The following is a 15,111-nucleotide window of genomic DNA, read 5'->3' on the forward strand; positions in this document are numbered from 1 at the left end:
CCCGGCCGACCCGGTCGCCGTGGCTGCCCCGGCCCCCGACCGTCATCGCCCCCGGCCAGCGTGGGCACCCCGGCCCTCTGGCCGCCCCAGCGACCCCTGCGTCATCGCCGCCCCAGCCAGCGTGGCCGTCCCGGACCGCGTGGGGACGCCAGCCCTCCTGACCGCCCCCGCCGTCGCGACTGCCTGGCCGGCCCGGCCACCGACCGTCACGTCCCCGGACCGTCATCGCCGCCCGGGCCGGCGTGAGCACCCGGCTGGCGTGGGCACCCGACCGGGGTGGCCTGGGCGCCGCTCCGAAGTCGCCCCGTCCCAGCAGGCGGCACCGCCAAGATGCGGCCTCGCCGTCGCCGCGCCCGGGGCGGCGCCCCGACGAAGCCGGGCCCGGCGAGGCCCGGCGGCTCAGCGTGCCGGGAGGATGCGGCCCGTCACCTCGCCGAAGCCGATGCGGGTCCCGTTCGGGCCCGGGGCGGTCGCCGTGATGGTGACCTCGTCGCCGTCCTCCAGGAAGGCCCGGCTGCTGCCGTCACCCAGCTCGACCGGACGCTCGCCGTTCCAGGTCAGCTCGATCAGCGCGCCCTCCGTACCCCGCTCGGGGCCGCTGACGGTGCCGGAGGCGAACAGGTCCCCGGGGTGGACGCTCGCGCCGTTGACCGTCATGTGCGCCAGCATCTGCGCCGGCGTCCAGTACATGGCCGAGAACGGCGGACGGGAGACCAGGGTGCCGTTGACGCGGACCTCCAGGGCGAGGTCGAGGCCCCACGGCTCCTTCGCCTCCCCGCTGTCGCTGTCGTCGAGGTACGGCAGCGGCTCGACGTCGCGCGCGGGCGGCGCCACCCTCGCGGAGGCCAGCGCGTCGAGCGGGACCACCCAGGGCGAGACGGAGGTCGCGAAGGACTTGCCGAGGAAGGGGCCCAGCGGCACGTACTCCCACGCCTGGATGTCGCGCGCCGACCAGTCGTTGACCAGGCAGACGCCGAAGACGTGCTCGGCGAAGTCCGCGAGGGGCACGGGCGTGCCCAGTTCCGAGCCCGCCCCGACGACGAAGCCGACCTCCGCCTCGATGTCCAGGCGGCGGCTCGGCCCGAACGTCGGCGCCGCGTCAGCGGGCGCCTTGCGCTGACCGTTCGGGCGGACGACCGGCGTGCCGGAGACGACGACGGTGCCGGAGCGGCCGTGGTAACCGATCGGCAGGTGCTTCCAGTTGGGCGTGAGCGGCTCGCTGCCGGGCCGGAAGAGGCGGCCGAGGTTGCTCGCGTGGTGCTCGGACGCGTAGAAGTCGACGTAGTCGCCCACCGTGAACGGCAGATGCAGGGTGGCGTCGGCGCGCGGCACCAGGCAGGGCTCGATGACAGGACGGAACGTCGGCTCGGTGAGCCAGCGCGTGAGCGCCTCGCGGACCCGCGTCCACGCCGGGCGGCCGGCGGCCAGCAGCGGGTCGAGCGTCACCGCCTCCAGCAGCGGGTCGGGCGAGCCGACGGCGCGCGACGCCGCGCCCGCGTCGAGCACCCACTCGCCGACGGCCACCCCGAGCCGCCGCCGCTGCGGGTCCCCGGAGGTCGAGAAGACCCCGTAGGGCAGGTTGTCGATGCCGAAGAGAGTGTCGGCGGGCAGGTCGAGCCAGGTCACGGATGCTCCATCAACGTCGTTCGCCCGGTGCCGGGTGGCCGGCCCGAGGGTGAGGGGAGGCTCAGGCCGGTGGCAGCAGGCCGAGATCGGTCAGGTCCTCCAGCGGCTCCAGCACGCTGCAGGTCCCGTACGCGGTGAACGCCCTGCGTGCGCGCTCGACCTGGTCGTCCGTCAGATCCGCGGCCACCGCCGCGAGCCCCTCCGCGCCGTGGTCGGCGAGGACCTCGGCGACCGCGACGGCGTCCGCACCCTGCACGGCGAAGTGCGTCGCCAGCAGGATGTTGAGGAACCCGTGGTGGGTGAAGCCGGTGGCGGGGTCCACGTAACGGACGGCGTGGTGCAGGCCGGCCGTGCACTTGAAGGCCAACTCCCGGCTCGCGCAGGCGGTGATGAACGCGGCCAGCTCCTCCGCGCTCGGGAAGGCCTGCGACTCCAGGCCGCCGGTGCGGTACTTGGCCCGGTACGGCGAGGCGGCGATCACGTCCAGGGCCAGTTCCAGGGCGCCGTTCGCGCCCTTGCCGCCCCATGCGGCGGGATCGCGGCGCAACTCGACCGCGCCGAAGACGTGCTGGCCGGGCAGCTCGCGGTCGAGCACCGCGCAGCCGCGCGCCGCCGCCTCCGCCATGGAGCCGTCGCCGTCCGGGCCGAGCTCGACGCCGACGAGGTGCAGGCCCGCCCACTTGGCGGTCTCCTCCAACGCGGCGGCGAGCCCCGAGGGGCCGCCGCGCACCACGAGCGTGACGTCGAGCGGCAGCACCGCGTCGCCCGTCTCCTCCACGGCCGCGCCGACCTCGGCGATCTTGTCCGCCCCGACCAGGAACGGACCGACCAGCGGCGCGTACCAGGAGCCGCGGTGGTTGCGGTGCGCGGGCACCGCCTCGGCCACCGGCGCGTTGCCCGGCGGGAACAGCGCGGCGTCGTCGCAGAGGCCGGCGAACAGCGGCGGGACCAGGTGCGCGGGCCTCACTCCTGCCCCTCCCCGGCGCTCTCGTCGGCCTCGGCCGTCTCCACCGGTCCGCGACCGCTCCACGTCCACGCGTAGCGGCCGTCGTCGGTGGCCCGGGCGCCCTCGGCGAGCTCCAGCGGGCGGAAGGTGTCGACCATGACGGCGAGCTCGTCGAAGAACTCCACGCCGATGCTGCGCTCGTACGCGCCCGGCTGCGGACCGTGGGTGTGGCCGCCGGGGTGCAGCGAGACGCTGCCCTGGCCGATGCCGGAACCCTTGCGGGCCTCGTAGTTGCCGCCGCAGTAGAACATGACCTCGTCGCTGTCGACGTTGGCGTGGTAGTACGGCACCGGGATCGACAGCGGGTGGTAGTCCACCTTGCGCGGCACGAAGTTGCAGATGACGAAGTTGTTGCCCTCGAACACCTGGTGCGCCGGCGGCGGCTGGTGGATCCGCCCGGTGATCGGCTCGTAGTTCTCGATGTTGAAGGCGTACGGGTAGAGGCAGCCGTCCCAGCCCACGACGTCGAAGGGGTGGGTGGGCATCACCATGACGGTGCCGCCGACCGACCCGCCGACGCGGTGCTTGACGTAGACCTCGACGTCCCCGTCCTCCTCGACGACCAGCGGGCCGACGGGGCCGCGCAGGTCGCGCTCGCAGAACGGCGCGTGCTCCAGCAGCTGCCCGAACTTCGACAGGTAGCGCTTGGCGGGCGTGATGTGGCTGTTCGCCTCGATGGCGTACAGCCGCAGCGGCGCGTCCCCGGTGGGCAGCCAGCGGTGCGTGGTGGCGCGCGGGATGACGACGTAGTCGCCCTGGTGGACCTCGATGCTGCCGAAGACGGTCTCGACGACGCCCGTGCCGGACTCCACGTAGACGCACTCGTCCCCTATCCCGTTGCGGTAGAGGGGGGACGGCAGCCCGGCGGCGACGTAGGCGATGCGCACGTCGGCGTTGGCCAGCACGACACGCCGGTCGCGGACCGGGTCGGCCTGGCGCCACGACGCGCCCGGGAAGAGGTCGTGCAGCTTGAAGTGGAACGGCTTGAGGGGGTGGTTCGGCTCCGGCTTGCCGTCGTCCGTCCGCCACACCCGGCTGTCCACCATGGCCGACGGGATGGCCCGGTGGTAGAGCAGCGAGGAGTCGGAGGAGAAGCCCTCCTCCCCCATCAGCTCCTCGTAGTACAGGGAACCGTCGGCAGCACGGTGCTGCGTGTGCCGCTTCGGCGGGACCGAGCCCACGCTGCGGTAGTAGGCCACCTTCGTCGCCTCCCGGGCTGCTGTGCCCTCGGCACCCGGCCGGCCGGCCCGGTGCCCTGACAGGACCAGTATTGACGATCAGCAGTACAGGGCCTAGCTTCGCTCGCTGACAATATCCGGCGATCGAGCTAAGCAATCTGCCAAGCTTGGTCCCTGAGGAGAGGCGGCGAGATGGAAGCTCAGCGCAGAAAGCCCGACCAGCTGGACGTCCTGCTGATCCGCGCGCTCGCGGAGAATCCGCGTGCCGGATTCCTCGAGCTGTCCCGCCTGACCGGCGTCTCCCGGGCCACGGTCCAGGCCCGCATCCAGCGTCTGGAGGCGGACGGCGTCATCACCGGCCACGGCCCCGACGTGGATCTGGCGGAGGCCGGCTTCCCGGTGCTGGCCTTCGTGAACCTGGAGATCTCCCAGGGCAGCCTGGAGGAGCTGGCGGTCGAGCTCGCCAAGGTCCCCGGCGTCCTGGAGGCCTACGGCACCACCGGCGCGAGCGACGTCCACTGCCGGGTCGCGGCGACGTCCCACGACGGGCTTCAGCAGACCCTGATCGAGATCAGCCGCATCCCGTGCGTGGCACGGTCCACCAGCGTGATCGCCCTGTCCAAGGTGGTCTCCCCGCGCTACCTGCCCCTGCTGGAGGCGGAGGACCGCCCCCGCCCGAGCCGCGTCCCGGCCAAGGGCATCCCGCCGCGCGACTGACCGCGACCTCCGCGACCTCCGCGACCTCCGCGACCGCGCGGGAGCACGGCCACGCGGGAGCAGTTCTCGGACCGCCTGCGCCGCCGATGGCCGCGCGGGCATCGCTCGCATCGGCATCGCCTACCTCCTCGACTGCCTCGTGGGCGGCTTCGGCGCGTCGCTGCTCGCGGCGATCGCGTACGGCGCCCCCTCGCACGCCCCCGGTTCGCCGCGCTCGGCGTGGCGTGGCTGCTGACCGGCGTGGCGTGGCTGCGCATGATCCTCCGCGGACGGGGCGCCGACCACCGCCGGTGGATGCTCCGCAGCTTCTCCCTCACCGTCGCGGCGGTCACCCTCCGCCTGCCTGATGCTCGCGGTGGCCCAGACCCGCTCCTCGGCGGGTGTGGTCCCACCTCGACCCCTTTACTGCGTACCGCACCGTCGCCTGGCCGAGCCGGCCCGCGGGCGGGCGGTGCGGCTCGCCGGGGACGCGTCGACGTCCGCTCCGGGGCGGGCCAGGTTCGCTGCTCCGGCGAAATCTTCGCCCACAACCCATGGCCCTCCGACGGAGAATGACGGAAGATCATGACGGCTCGTCCTCGCCCGTCCTCGCTCGGCGTCCAGCGGCACCCGTCGTTCCGGGCGACTGCGCACGCGGAACGGTGGCGGGCGTCGCGCCGTCGCTCGGAGGGGATCGTTCATGACCATGCGCCTGGGCCTGAGCCTGCCGCAGTTCCGCCAGTACACGCCCGGCCGGGACGTCGCCGCGGTGGCCCGCGCCGCCGAGCGGATCGGCTTCGACAGCCTGTGGGCGTTCGAGCGCCTCCTCGTCCCCGACAACCCGTCCCAGGGCCTCTTCGGCGTCCCCGGCCTCCCCTGGCCCGACCACTACCGCTCCGTCGCGGAGCCCCTGATGACCCTGGCCACAGCGGGCGCCGCCACCGACCGCGTCCGCCTGGGCACCAGCGTGCTCGTCGCGCCGCTGCACCTGCCGTTCCAACTCGCCAAGCAGCTCGCGACGTTGGACGCCGCCACCGGTGGCGGCCGACTGCTCGCGGGGCTCGGCACGGGCTGGTCCCACGACGAGTACGCCGCCTCCGGCGCCGCTCCCTTCGCCGAGCGCGGCGCCCAGTTGGAGGAGACGCTCGACGTCCTCGCGGCCGTCTGGGGTCCCGACCCCGTCTCCTACACCGGCAAGCGCACGGTCATCGCCCCCTCCGAGGTGGGCCCCAAGCCGACCGCGCCGATCCCGGTCCTGCTCGCGGCCTCCGGCCGCCCCGCCCTGGACCGGCTGGCCCGCCGCGCCGACGGCTGGCTCCCGATCGGCGTCCCCTTCGACCGCCTCCCGGCGGCCTGGGCGGAGATCCGCGAGGCCGCGGCGGGCCACGGCCGCGACGCCTCGGCGCTTCAGATGATCGGCCGCGCCAACATCTCCCTCAGCGCCACGCCGCTCGCGGAGGAGCACCGCCGCCAGTTCACCGGCTCGCGCGAGCAGATCGTCGCGGACGTCGTCGCGGCAGCCGAGGCCGGGATGGACGAACTGCTGTTGGAACTCCAGGGCAGCGCCCGGGACGCACTGGAACTGGTCGACCTCGCCGCGGAGTTCCACGCCGCCGTTCGCGAGGCCGGGGCGTGAGGGAGGCACGCGGATGACGAACACGACAGGCGGGGCCGTGGTGACCGTGTCCCGGCGCATCACGGCCCCGGCGGAGGACATCTTCCGGATCCTGGCCGACCCCGGACGGCATCCGGACCTGGACGGCTCCGGGATGCTGCGCGGTGGTGTCTTCGACGCCGAGGTCTCGGCCGTCGGAGACGTCTTCGTCATGCGAATCCACTACGGGCCCTACGGCGACTACGAGATGAACAACCACGTCATCGAGTACGAGCCGGGCCGCCGCATCGGCTGGGAGCCGAGGCCCGGTCGCGGGCATCCGGACGCGTCCACGCCCGGAGCCGCCTGGGGCCACCGGTGGATCTTCGATCTGCTCCCGGACGGCGCGGGGGCGACCGTCGTGACCGAGACCTTCGACGGCTCACGCCTGCCGGAGGGGAAGCGCGCGGAGGTGGCCGGCGGACGCGCCTGGTGGCAGACGCAGATGGCGAGCACCCTGGAACGCCTCGCCGACCTGTGCGCCGCCCGATGAACGCCGAACTCCTCGCTCTGCAGGGCGCTTTGGACCGCCAGCGCACGCACGTCCTCGGGATCCTCGAAGGGCTCCCGGAGGAGGAGCTGCGGCGGCCGGTCCTGCCCAGTGGATGGAGCTGCCTGGCCTTGGTGCGTCACCTGACCCTGGACGTCGAACGCTTCTGGTTCCCGGGCGTGATCGCGGGCGAGCCGGACGTGGCCGGACAGCTCACGGCGGGCGCGGAGGCGCACTGGTCCGTCCCCGAGGGGATGAGCGCCGAGCAGCTCTTCGCCGACTACCGGGCGGCGGCCGCGCGCGCCGACGCGGTGCTCGCCGCCGCCGCGCCCGAACAGGAACCCGCCGCCTGGCCCGTGGAGATCTGGCCGACCTGGCGACTGCCCGACGTGCGGCACATCGTGATCCACGTGCTCACCGAAGTCGCCTGCCACAGCGGTCATCTGGACGCCGCGCGGGAGCTGATCGACGGCGCCACCTGGTTGGGCGGCAACCCCTACTCCGGATAGTCCGCGACCTGGCCGGGGCACGGCGAGCCCGCGCGGTCACCGCACTACCAGCGCACTACCAGCGACCGGTCTGGGGGTACTGGCCGAGCGCCATCGCGTCGATCGCGTCCTTCGCCTGCCGCAGGCCCGCGCCCGTGCGCTCGCGGTAAGCCTTGATCGCCTGGATCTTCCGGCCCTGCCGCACCAGCTCCAGTACCGGCTCCAGGATCGGGTCGACGCCCGGGCTTGCGGTGAAACCGGCGGCGGGACCGGTGAAGGAGCTGGAGTACGGGCCGGTGTCCCTCTCCACGTAGTCCAGCGGCGTGCGGTCCACGAGCCCGGGGTCCAGCTGCGGCCGATCCTGCGGGATGTGGTCCTGCGGCGCATTCGCCCGTGCTCCGACGCCGAGTCCGCCGGGCGCAAGACTGTCCAGCCTGGCCAGCACCATGTCCAGCTTCGCCTCGATCGCCGCGAGGCGCTGCTCCACCGTCACCTTGTCCATGGGTTCCATGCGATGACGATATTGCCTGCGTCCAGCCCCGGCCCCGGCCTACCCTGCGGGGCATGATCGCCACTCGCGCCGACGGCCTCCGCCTGGACACCGACCCCTCCCGGATCGACGTGAACCGCGTCCACCGCTGGCTCAGCACGGACGCCTTCTGGGCGTTGGGCCGCAGCCTCGAGACGGTCGTCCAGTCGATCGAGCACTCCCTCGTCTTCGGCGTCTACACGCCAGGTGTCGGGAAGGACCCGGACGACCAAGGCGAGCAGCTCGCGTTCGCCCGGGTCGTCACCGACTACGCCACCTTCGGCTGGCTGTGCGACGTCTATGTAGCCCGGGAGGCGCGCGGACGCGGCATCGGGACGTGGCTGGCCGAGGCGGTCGTCGCCGAACTCGCTCCGTACCGGCTGAAGCGGTTGATGCTGTCGACGGTCGACGCTCACGAGGTGTACGCACGGGCCGGGTTCCAGCCCTTCCCCGACCCGGACCGGCTCATGATCGTGTCCATGCCCGGCGCCGACCGGACTGCGGGGCCGGGCGGATCGGAAGCCACTCCCGTCGAGGCGGGATCGCCGTCCACCTGAGCGTCTCGGCGGTCGCAGCCTGCGGGTCTCCGCCTCAGGCAGCCCCGGCCGCAAAGGGCCGGGAGGGGTCTGCCTAGACTCGTCGCCGTGACGAAGTTCTTCCTGATCCTGCACATTCTCGCTGCCATCGTGGCCATCGGCCCGGTCGCCGTGGCCGCCAGCATGTTCCCGCCGGTGGCCCGCAGGGCTCTGGCCGCCGGGCCGGACAGCCTGGAGGACACCACGACGCTCGGCGTGCTCAACCGGATCTGCAAGGTCTACGCCCTGGTCGGCCTGGCCGTGCCGATGTTCGGCTTCGCTGCGGCCGGGGTGATGAAGGTCACCGGCCAGACCTGGGTGGTCGTCTCGATCGTGCTGACGGCCGTCGCGGCCGTCCTGCTCGCCGTCCTGGTCCTGCCCCGCCAGGCCGAACTGCTGACGGGCAAGGGCCCGCGCGGCCGCGAGGTCGGCGTCAAGGACACCAAGCAGCTGGCCATGTTCACCGGCATCTTCAACCTGCTCTGGGTGGCCGTGACGGTCATCATGATCGTCCGCCCCGGTTCCACTCTCGGCCACTGAGGAATGCGGCGCGGGCGGCGGGGGTTGCCATCACCATGACCGACCCGACCACCGACCCGACCCGCGAAACGACCGGTCCGATCGAGGCGACTGAGGCGACCGCCGACGGCGTCACCTCCTCCGCGCCTGTTCCGCTGCTGCAGATGCTTCAGCTCCCCGGCCTGCCCGGGGCGGAGGGCGGCGACGTCCCGGTCTGCGGCCCGGACGGCTGTGCCGTGCCGGTGCCCGCGGACAAGGCGCCGCAGGACGACCAGCCGTAAGCCGGGTTTCAGGACGGCTGTCGGGCCCGCCGTCTCAACCGGGCACGGTGAGCACGATCTTCCCGCGCACCGTGCCGGTACGGCTCAGCTGGACCGCCTGGTCCGCCTCTGCCAGCGCGAAGTCACGGCTTACGTGCACCCGCAGCGAGCCCGCCTCGGCCAGGGCGTTGAGCGCCCGCAGATCCGCACCCGAGGGGTGCACCCACACATAGCGTCCGCCGAGCGCCTTCACCGAGCCGTCGACGACCGAGACGATCCGCGTCCGGTCCCGGACCACCTCGGCGGAGACGGCCACCGAGTCGCCGCCCAGGAAGTCGAGCGCCGCGTCGATGCCCTCAGGCGCGAGCCCGCGCACGCGGTCCGCCAGCCCCTCGCCGCTCAGCACCGGCTCCGCACCGAGCTCCCGCAGGAACGGGAAGCTGTCGATCCGGGACGTCGTCCCGATGACTCGCGCGCCGCGCGACGCCGCGATCTGCGTCGCGAACCCGCCGACGCCGCCCCCTGCGGCGTGGACCAGGATCGTGCCGCCCCCGTTCACGTGCGCCGCCGCCAGCGCCTGATACGCCGTCAGTCCCGCCAGCGGGAGGCCGCCCGCCTCCTCCCAGCTCATGGCCGACGACTTCCGCGCCAGCGCGCGCAACGGCACCGCCGTGTACTCGGCCCACGTGCCGAACTGCGCGAAGTCCTGCCGGTTGTAGGCGATCACCTCGTCGCCCTCGACGAACTCGGTGACCGCGACGCCGACCTGTTCCACGACCCCCGCCACGTCCCAGCCCATCGTGAGCGGGAAGTACACGTTGAGCAGCGGATCGACCGCGCCCTCGGCCACCCGCCAGTCGACCGGGTTCAACCCGGCCGCCTTGACCCGCACCAGCACCGAGTCCGGCCCGACCTTGGGCAGCGGCTGGTCGGTGAGTCTGGGCGTCTCGCCGTAGGCGTCGACGGTGACGGCCTTCATCTGCGTCTCCCTGCTGCGTGGACCTCGCCGTGTGCTGCTCGCTGCGTCCTGTTCGGGTCGCGCTGCCTTGCGCTGCGTCGCGCTGCGTCTGCCCCTTCCGACCCTGCCCGGACGATCTCCACCCCCGACGATCCTCACCCGACGATCCTCTCCCGCGCCTCGTCCTCGGGCACCCGCGCCTCGCAACCACTCGCCCGTTCGAGGGACGCCGAGATCGCGGCCCGTCTGACCGCCTCAGCCGCGCGCCAGAACCGGCTGTGGCGGACTCAGCCGTGGTGTTCGAGCGTCTCCGCCAGCGCCGCGAAGATCAGCGCCGTGGACGTCGCCCCCGGGTCCTGATGGCCGATACTGCGTTCGCCCAGGTAGGAGGCGCGGCCTTTGCGGGCCTGGAGGGGTGTGGTGGCCCGCGCGCCGGCCTCCGCGGCATCCGCCGCGGCCCGGGACGCCGCGCGGAGATCGCCGCCCGCCGTGACCGTCTCGTCGAATGCCGCCACGGCCGGCGTCAGCGCGTCGACCATCGTCTTGTCCCCGGCGGCGGCCGCGCCCAGCGCACGGACCGCGTCGAGGCCCGCGTGGAGCGCGACCGAGAGCTGGTCGCCGTCCGCCTCCGGTGTGGTCAGGCTCCGGCCGATCGCCCGGAACGCGGAGCCGTACAGCGGGCCGGAGGCGCCGCCGACGCTGGAGATCAGCGTCATGCCGACCTTGGTCAGCAGTTGGCCGACGGTCTCGGGTGCGTACCCGGGACCCCCGATCACCGCTTCCACGGCGGCGAAGCCGCGCTGCAGGTTGGCGCCGTGGTCGGCGTCGCCGATCGCCGCGTCGAGCTCCGTCAGCTCGTCACGGCGTGCCGTCACGGCAAGCGCGACCGCGTGGATCCACGCGCGGGCCGTGGCGATGTCGAGTGTGTCGACCCGGTTCACGCCTCCCGCAGGGTCACGGTCGCCGTCGCCCGCACTGCCCCCGCCGCCCCCGTTGTCTGTGTTCACGCTGTTCCCCCTCCCCCGCGAACCGGAATCGCTACCCGGGTTCACAGCCCCCAACGCAGCGCCGGTGTGTTCACAGGCGCGTCCCACAACTCAAGCATCTCGTCGTCGACCCGGCAGAGTGTGAACGACGCGCCCGCCATGTCGAGACTCGTCACGTAGTTTCCGACGAGACTGCGCACGACGCTGACGCCCCGTCCGCTGAGCAACCGGGACACCTCGTTGAACAGGATGTAGAGCTCCGACAGCGGCGTCGCGCCGAGACCGTTCACCATCGCGATCACCTCTACGGGCCCGGTGCCGGCAGCCCCGCCCGCGAGGACGGGCTCGGCCAGGATCGCGTCCAACGCGAGCTCGGCGACCTCGCGCGCGGAGGCGAGCTTCGCGCGCCGTCGGCCCGGCTCACCGTGGATGCCGACGCCGACCTCCATCTCGTCATCCGGCAGCAGGAAGCCGGGCTTGCTGCTCGCCGGCGTCGTGCACCCGGTGAGCGCGACCGCGAAGGAGCGCGCACTCGCGTTCACCCGACGGCCCATCTCGGCGACGACGCCCAACTCCGCGCCACGCTCCGCCAGCGCGCCCGCGATCTTCTCGACCATCAGCGTCGCCCCCGTGCCGCGACGCCCCGCCGTCCACGTCGAGTCCTGCACCGCGACGTCGTCGTCGACCAGCACCGTCTCCACGGCGATCCCGGCGTCCTCGACGGCCAACTCCGCCGCCATCTGGAAGTTGAGCACGTCGCCCGTGTAGTTCTTCACGACGAACACCACACCGGCGCCGGAGTCGACGGCCTGCGCGGCGGCCAGCATCTGACCCGGCACCGGGGAGGTGAACACCTCGCCGGGACAGGCTGCGTCCAGCATGCCGACGCCCACGAAGCCCGCGTGCAAGGGCTCGTGGCCCGACCCGCCGCCGGAGACGAGCGCGACCTTGCCCGCCCGCGTCGCCGCCGCGCGCCGCACGAACCCCGCCCCGCCCGCATCGGCGCCGGTGACGACGGTCAGCAGCGGATGCGCGGCCGCGAGCCCGGCGAGGCTGTCGGCGACATAGGAGTCAGGGGTGTTGAGGAACTTCTTCACAACGGCAGCCCTCCCGTGCGGTCCGCACAACCGAATCCGGGCCATCGGATTCCGGGCGATCGGAGGAGTCCGAGGACTCCGCGAGATCCACCGACTCCGCCGAATCGCCACGCGCGCGCCCGCGCTTGTGCTTTCACTTCGCCGAGCCGCGAATCTAGCATCGCGGACATGACCGAGAGCAGTAACGCGCCCACCGATCGTGTCCGCGTCGCGTCCCCGACGGAAGAGACCCGGCCCGCCCCGAACCACGTCCCGCATGGCGGGCAGCCGGGCATGGTCGGACTCGTCCTGGTCTCCCACAGCGCCCGGCTCGCCACCGGACTGCGGGAGCTGCTCGAACCGTTGGGCGGCGGCCTGGTGCCGATCGCCACGGCGGGCGGCTCGGAGGACGGCACCGCCGACGGCGGACTGGGCACCAGCTACGAGCGGATCGAGGCCGCCGTCACCGCCGCCGACGCAGGCGCGGGCGTGCTGCTCCTGCCCGACCTCGGCAGCTCCGTGCTGACCGCCCGCCTGGTCCTCGCCGACCTGGGGCGTGACGACGCGCTGCTCGTCGACGCGCCGTTCGTCGAGGGCGGCGTGGCTGCCGTGGTCGCCGCCTCCACCGGCGCGTCGCTGGCCCACGTCGCCGCGGCGGCGCGCGAGGCCCGCACGGTCCCCAAGTTCTGAGCCGGCCGAGGGGTCCAGAGCTGACCGGTTCCGAGCCGACCGGTCCCCAGACGACCTGTCCCGAGCCAACCGGTCCCGAACCGACCGCGAGCGAGGTCGGCCCGCGCGCCCGCACCTCGGCCCTGGGAGAATGCAACCGACACCGATCACACGATCGCACCGCATTGCCGTGGCAGCCATCGCGTCGCGCGCCATAGGAGAGTCAGGAGAGTGAGGGCTCCGTGGGCAGTCCCGTCGACCAACTGGTGGACCTGCTGGATCTGGAACAGATCGAGGTCAACATCTTCCGCGGACGCAGCCCCGAGGAGTCGCTCCAGCGCGTCTTCGGCGGTCAGGTCGCCGGCCAGGCCCTGATCGCGGCGGGCCGCACCGTCGCCCCGGACCGTCCGGTGCACTCGCTGCACGCGTACTTCCTGCGCCCGGGTACGCCGGGCATCCCGATCGTCTACCAGGTCGACCGGATCCGGGACGGCCGCTCCTTCACCACCCGCCGCGTGCTCGGCGTCCAGCAGGGGCGGACCATCTTCGCGCTCACGGCCGACTTCCACCTGCCGGAGGAGTCGCCGTTCGAGCACCAGATCGCGATGCCGGACGTGCCGGGGCCGGAGGAGGTCCCCTCCGCGTTGGAGGAGGTCGGCTCGGTCCTGGGCGAGCTGCCGCCCTTCATCAGCCGCCGCCAGCCGTTCGACCTGCGCTACGTCGAGCGCGTGCGCTGGACCGAGGAGGAGCTGAAGGGCGTCGAGGCGCGCAGCGCGGTCTGGCTGCGCACCAACGGCGCCCTCCCGGACGACCCGCTGATCCACACCTGCGCGGTGACCTACGCCAGCGACATGACGCTGCTGGACGCGGTCCGCGTGCCGGTCGAGCCGTTGTGGGGCAAGCGGCACTTCGACATGGCCTCGCTGGACCACGCCATGTGGTTCCACCGGCCGTTCCGGGCCGACGAGTGGCTGCTCTACCAGCAGGAGTCGCCGGTCGCGGTCGGCGGCCGCGGGCTCGCGCGCGGACAGATCTTCGACCGCAACGGGTGCCTGGTGGTGTCGGTGATGCAGGAGGGCCTCTTCCGCCGTATCGCCTGAGACGGCCCCACCCGTCCGTTCTCGCGCTCGCCCCTTCCCCCTTCCGGAGCACACATCCGGATGGGGGAAGATGACCCGTGCCCATAGAACAGCAGTCCGACTCAGCCCCCGCCCCGAAGGCCGCCCCTCCCGCCTCCCCGCCCTCTCCCGGCGGCCCGATGGGACGGCTCGGCCGCGCCGTCCGGGGCTCGCTCGCCGACATCACGCCGCTGCGCGAGCACCCGCACTACCGCAGGCTCTGGTTCGGACAGGCCGTCTCCAGCATCGGGCAGCAGATGACGGCGCTGGCCGTCTCCGTCCAGGTCTACGCACTGACGCATTCGGCGCTGGCCACCGGCCTGATCGGCCTGTGCTCGCTGCTCCCGCTGGTCGCCTTCGGCCTCTACGGCGGTGCGATCGCCGACCGCGTCGACCGCCGCAAGCTCGGCCTCGCCGGCGCGAGCGGCGCGGCCGTCCTCTCCGCCGGCCTCGCCGTCCAGGCCCTGCTGGGGATGCACACGGTCGGGCTGCTGTACGGCATCGTCGCCCTCCAGGCCGTCTGCTTCGCGATCAACGCCCCGGCACGGGCGTCGATGATCCCGCGCCTGGTCCCGGCCGAGCAGCTCCCGGCGGCGAATGCGCTGGGCAGCCTCAGCATGAACCTGGGCCTCACCGTCGGCCCCATGGTGGGCGGGGTCTTCATCGGCATCTGGGGCTTCCAGGCGGCCTACCTCGTCGACGCCCTGGCCTTCGGCGCGTCGCTCTACGCGATGTGGCGACTGCCCGCGATGCGGCCCGAGGCGTCCACGAACGGCCAGCGCGTCTCCGTCCTGGAGGACCTGCGCTTCCTGCGGGATCGACCCAACCTGCGGATGACCTTCCTCGCCGACATCGCCGCCATGGTCTTCGGCATGCCCCGCGCCCTCTTCCCCGCCCTCGCGGCCACCCTCTACGGCGGCGGCGCGGGCACCGTCGGCCTGCTCACGGCCGCCCCGGCCGTCGGCGCGCTGATCGGCGGCCTCTTCTCCGGCTGGGTCAGCCGGGTCCACCGCCACGGCTTCGCCACCTCCCTCGCCGTCGCCGCCTGGGGCCTGGCCTGCGCGGGCTTCGGCCTCGCCCACGACCTCTGGCTCGGCCTGCTCCTCCTCGCCTGCGCGGGCGCGGCGGACACGGTCTCGATGATCTTCCGCAACACCATGCTCCAGGCCGCCGCCCCGGACGACATGCGCGGCCGCCTCCAGGGCGTCTTCATCGTCGTCGTCGCCGGCGGCCCCCGCCTCGGCGACTTCGAGTCCGGCCTCGTGGCCCAGCTCACCACCCCC

Annotated in this window: 17 protein-coding genes and 1 pseudogene; 11 read left to right on the forward strand and 7 right to left on the reverse strand. The window is 73.2% G+C overall.

Translation table 11 applies throughout. From position 1 onward, the window contains the following. Positions 1-399 precede the first annotated feature (399 nt). The 3 genes from fahA to TR50_RS31665 form a co-directional block, all read right to left on the reverse strand. Positions 400-1,626: a fumarylacetoacetase gene (gene fahA / locus TR50_RS31655; protein ID WP_042430173.1), complete on the reverse strand. Its 1,227-nt coding sequence runs from the start codon at positions 1,624-1,626 to the stop codon at positions 400-402. Between the two features lie 61 nt (positions 1,627-1,687). Next, positions 1,688-2,593 (reverse strand): hypothetical protein, encoded by a 906-nt coding sequence (locus TR50_RS31660; RefSeq protein ID WP_042430177.1) that lies wholly within the window; start codon positions 2,591-2,593, stop codon positions 1,688-1,690. Then, entirely contained in the window at positions 2,590-3,831 is a 1,242-nt protein-coding gene (locus TR50_RS31665) for a homogentisate 1,2-dioxygenase (protein WP_042430180.1), read from the reverse strand. The genes TR50_RS31660 and TR50_RS31665 overlap by 4 nt, the downstream gene beginning before the upstream one ends. Positions 3,832-4,002: 171 nt before the next feature. Between TR50_RS31665 and TR50_RS31670 the strand changes: the two genes are divergently transcribed. The 5 genes from TR50_RS31670 (at position 4,003) to TR50_RS31685 (ending at position 7,159) form a co-directional block, all read left to right on the forward strand. After that, positions 4,003-4,527: an Lrp/AsnC family transcriptional regulator gene (locus TR50_RS31670; protein ID WP_042430182.1), complete on the forward strand. Its 525-nt coding sequence runs from the start codon at positions 4,003-4,005 to the stop codon at positions 4,525-4,527. Positions 4,528-4,659: 132 nt separating this feature from the next. Further along, positions 4,660-5,082, forward strand: a complete 423-nt coding sequence (locus tag TR50_RS50435) for a DUF2306 domain-containing protein (RefSeq protein WP_439654261.1) — start codon at positions 4,660-4,662, stop codon at positions 5,080-5,082. 124 nt (positions 5,083-5,206) lie between these two features. Then, positions 5,207-6,142, forward strand: coding sequence for a TIGR03619 family F420-dependent LLM class oxidoreductase (locus tag TR50_RS31675; protein WP_042430184.1), 936 nt, complete (start codon positions 5,207-5,209; stop codon positions 6,140-6,142). Between the two features lie 13 nt (positions 6,143-6,155). Then, a complete protein-coding gene (locus TR50_RS31680; RefSeq protein WP_042430187.1) occupies positions 6,156-6,653 on the forward strand; it encodes an SRPBCC family protein in 498 nt (165 codons plus the stop codon). Continuing rightward, the gene (locus TR50_RS31685) at positions 6,650-7,159 is read left to right on the forward strand and encodes a mycothiol transferase (protein WP_042430276.1); all 510 of its coding nucleotides are present in this window, start codon (positions 6,650-6,652) and stop codon (positions 7,157-7,159) included. The genes TR50_RS31680 and TR50_RS31685 overlap by 4 nt, the downstream gene beginning before the upstream one ends. A gap of 55 nt (positions 7,160-7,214) precedes the next feature. Here the strand turns inward: TR50_RS31685 and TR50_RS50205 are convergent, their stop codons facing one another. Further along, positions 7,215-7,649 (reverse strand): hypothetical protein, encoded by a 435-nt coding sequence (locus TR50_RS50205; RefSeq protein ID WP_160311218.1) that lies wholly within the window; start codon positions 7,647-7,649, stop codon positions 7,215-7,217. A gap of 53 nt (positions 7,650-7,702) precedes the next feature. On the opposite strand from TR50_RS50205, the gene TR50_RS31695 reads away from it, so the two are divergent. The 3 genes from TR50_RS31695 (at position 7,703) to TR50_RS31705 (ending at position 9,042) form a co-directional block, all read left to right on the forward strand. Continuing rightward, entirely contained in the window at positions 7,703-8,224 is a 522-nt protein-coding gene (locus TR50_RS31695) for a GNAT family N-acetyltransferase (protein ID WP_042430193.1), read from the forward strand. Positions 8,225-8,311: 87 nt separating this feature from the next. Then, the gene (locus tag TR50_RS31700) at positions 8,312-8,782 is read left to right on the forward strand and encodes a membrane protein (RefSeq protein ID WP_042430196.1); all 471 of its coding nucleotides are present in this window, start codon (positions 8,312-8,314) and stop codon (positions 8,780-8,782) included. 35 nt (positions 8,783-8,817) lie between these two features. Continuing rightward, a complete protein-coding gene (locus tag TR50_RS31705) occupies positions 8,818-9,042 on the forward strand; it encodes a hypothetical protein (protein ID WP_042430199.1) in 225 nt (74 codons plus the stop codon). A gap of 34 nt (positions 9,043-9,076) precedes the next feature. Here TR50_RS31705 and TR50_RS31710 read toward each other — a convergent pair whose 3' ends face one another. The 3 genes from TR50_RS31710 to dhaK form a co-directional block, all read right to left on the reverse strand. Next, positions 9,077-10,000, reverse strand: coding sequence for an NADP-dependent oxidoreductase (locus TR50_RS31710; protein WP_042430202.1), 924 nt, complete (start codon positions 9,998-10,000; stop codon positions 9,077-9,079). A 266-nt stretch (positions 10,001-10,266) separates the two neighbouring features. Next, complete coding sequence (gene dhaL / locus TR50_RS31715; protein ID WP_042430205.1) at positions 10,267-10,920, reverse strand: dihydroxyacetone kinase subunit DhaL; 654 nt, start codon at positions 10,918-10,920, stop codon at positions 10,267-10,269. A 107-nt stretch (positions 10,921-11,027) separates the two neighbouring features. Next, the gene (gene dhaK, locus TR50_RS31720) at positions 11,028-12,062 is read right to left on the reverse strand and encodes a dihydroxyacetone kinase subunit DhaK (RefSeq protein ID WP_042430208.1); all 1,035 of its coding nucleotides are present in this window, start codon (positions 12,060-12,062) and stop codon (positions 11,028-11,030) included. 273 nt (positions 12,063-12,335) lie between these two features. On the opposite strand from dhaK, the gene TR50_RS31725 reads away from it, so the two are divergent. The 3 genes and pseudogenes from TR50_RS31725 to TR50_RS31735 form a co-directional block, all read left to right on the forward strand. Continuing rightward, complete coding sequence (locus TR50_RS31725) at positions 12,336-12,731, forward strand: PTS-dependent dihydroxyacetone kinase phosphotransferase subunit DhaM (RefSeq protein WP_042430211.1); 396 nt, start codon at positions 12,336-12,338, stop codon at positions 12,729-12,731. A gap of 221 nt (positions 12,732-12,952) precedes the next feature. Further along, complete coding sequence (locus TR50_RS31730; protein ID WP_042430214.1) at positions 12,953-13,810, forward strand: acyl-CoA thioesterase; 858 nt, start codon at positions 12,953-12,955, stop codon at positions 13,808-13,810. A gap of 158 nt (positions 13,811-13,968) precedes the next feature. Continuing rightward, positions 13,969-15,111, forward strand: a pseudogene (locus TR50_RS31735) (MFS transporter); the annotation flags it as partial.

The sequence above is a fragment of the Streptacidiphilus anmyonensis genome (assembly GCF_000787855.1).
Taxonomy (GTDB): domain Bacteria; phylum Actinomycetota; class Actinomycetes; order Streptomycetales; family Streptomycetaceae; genus Streptacidiphilus; species Streptacidiphilus anmyonensis.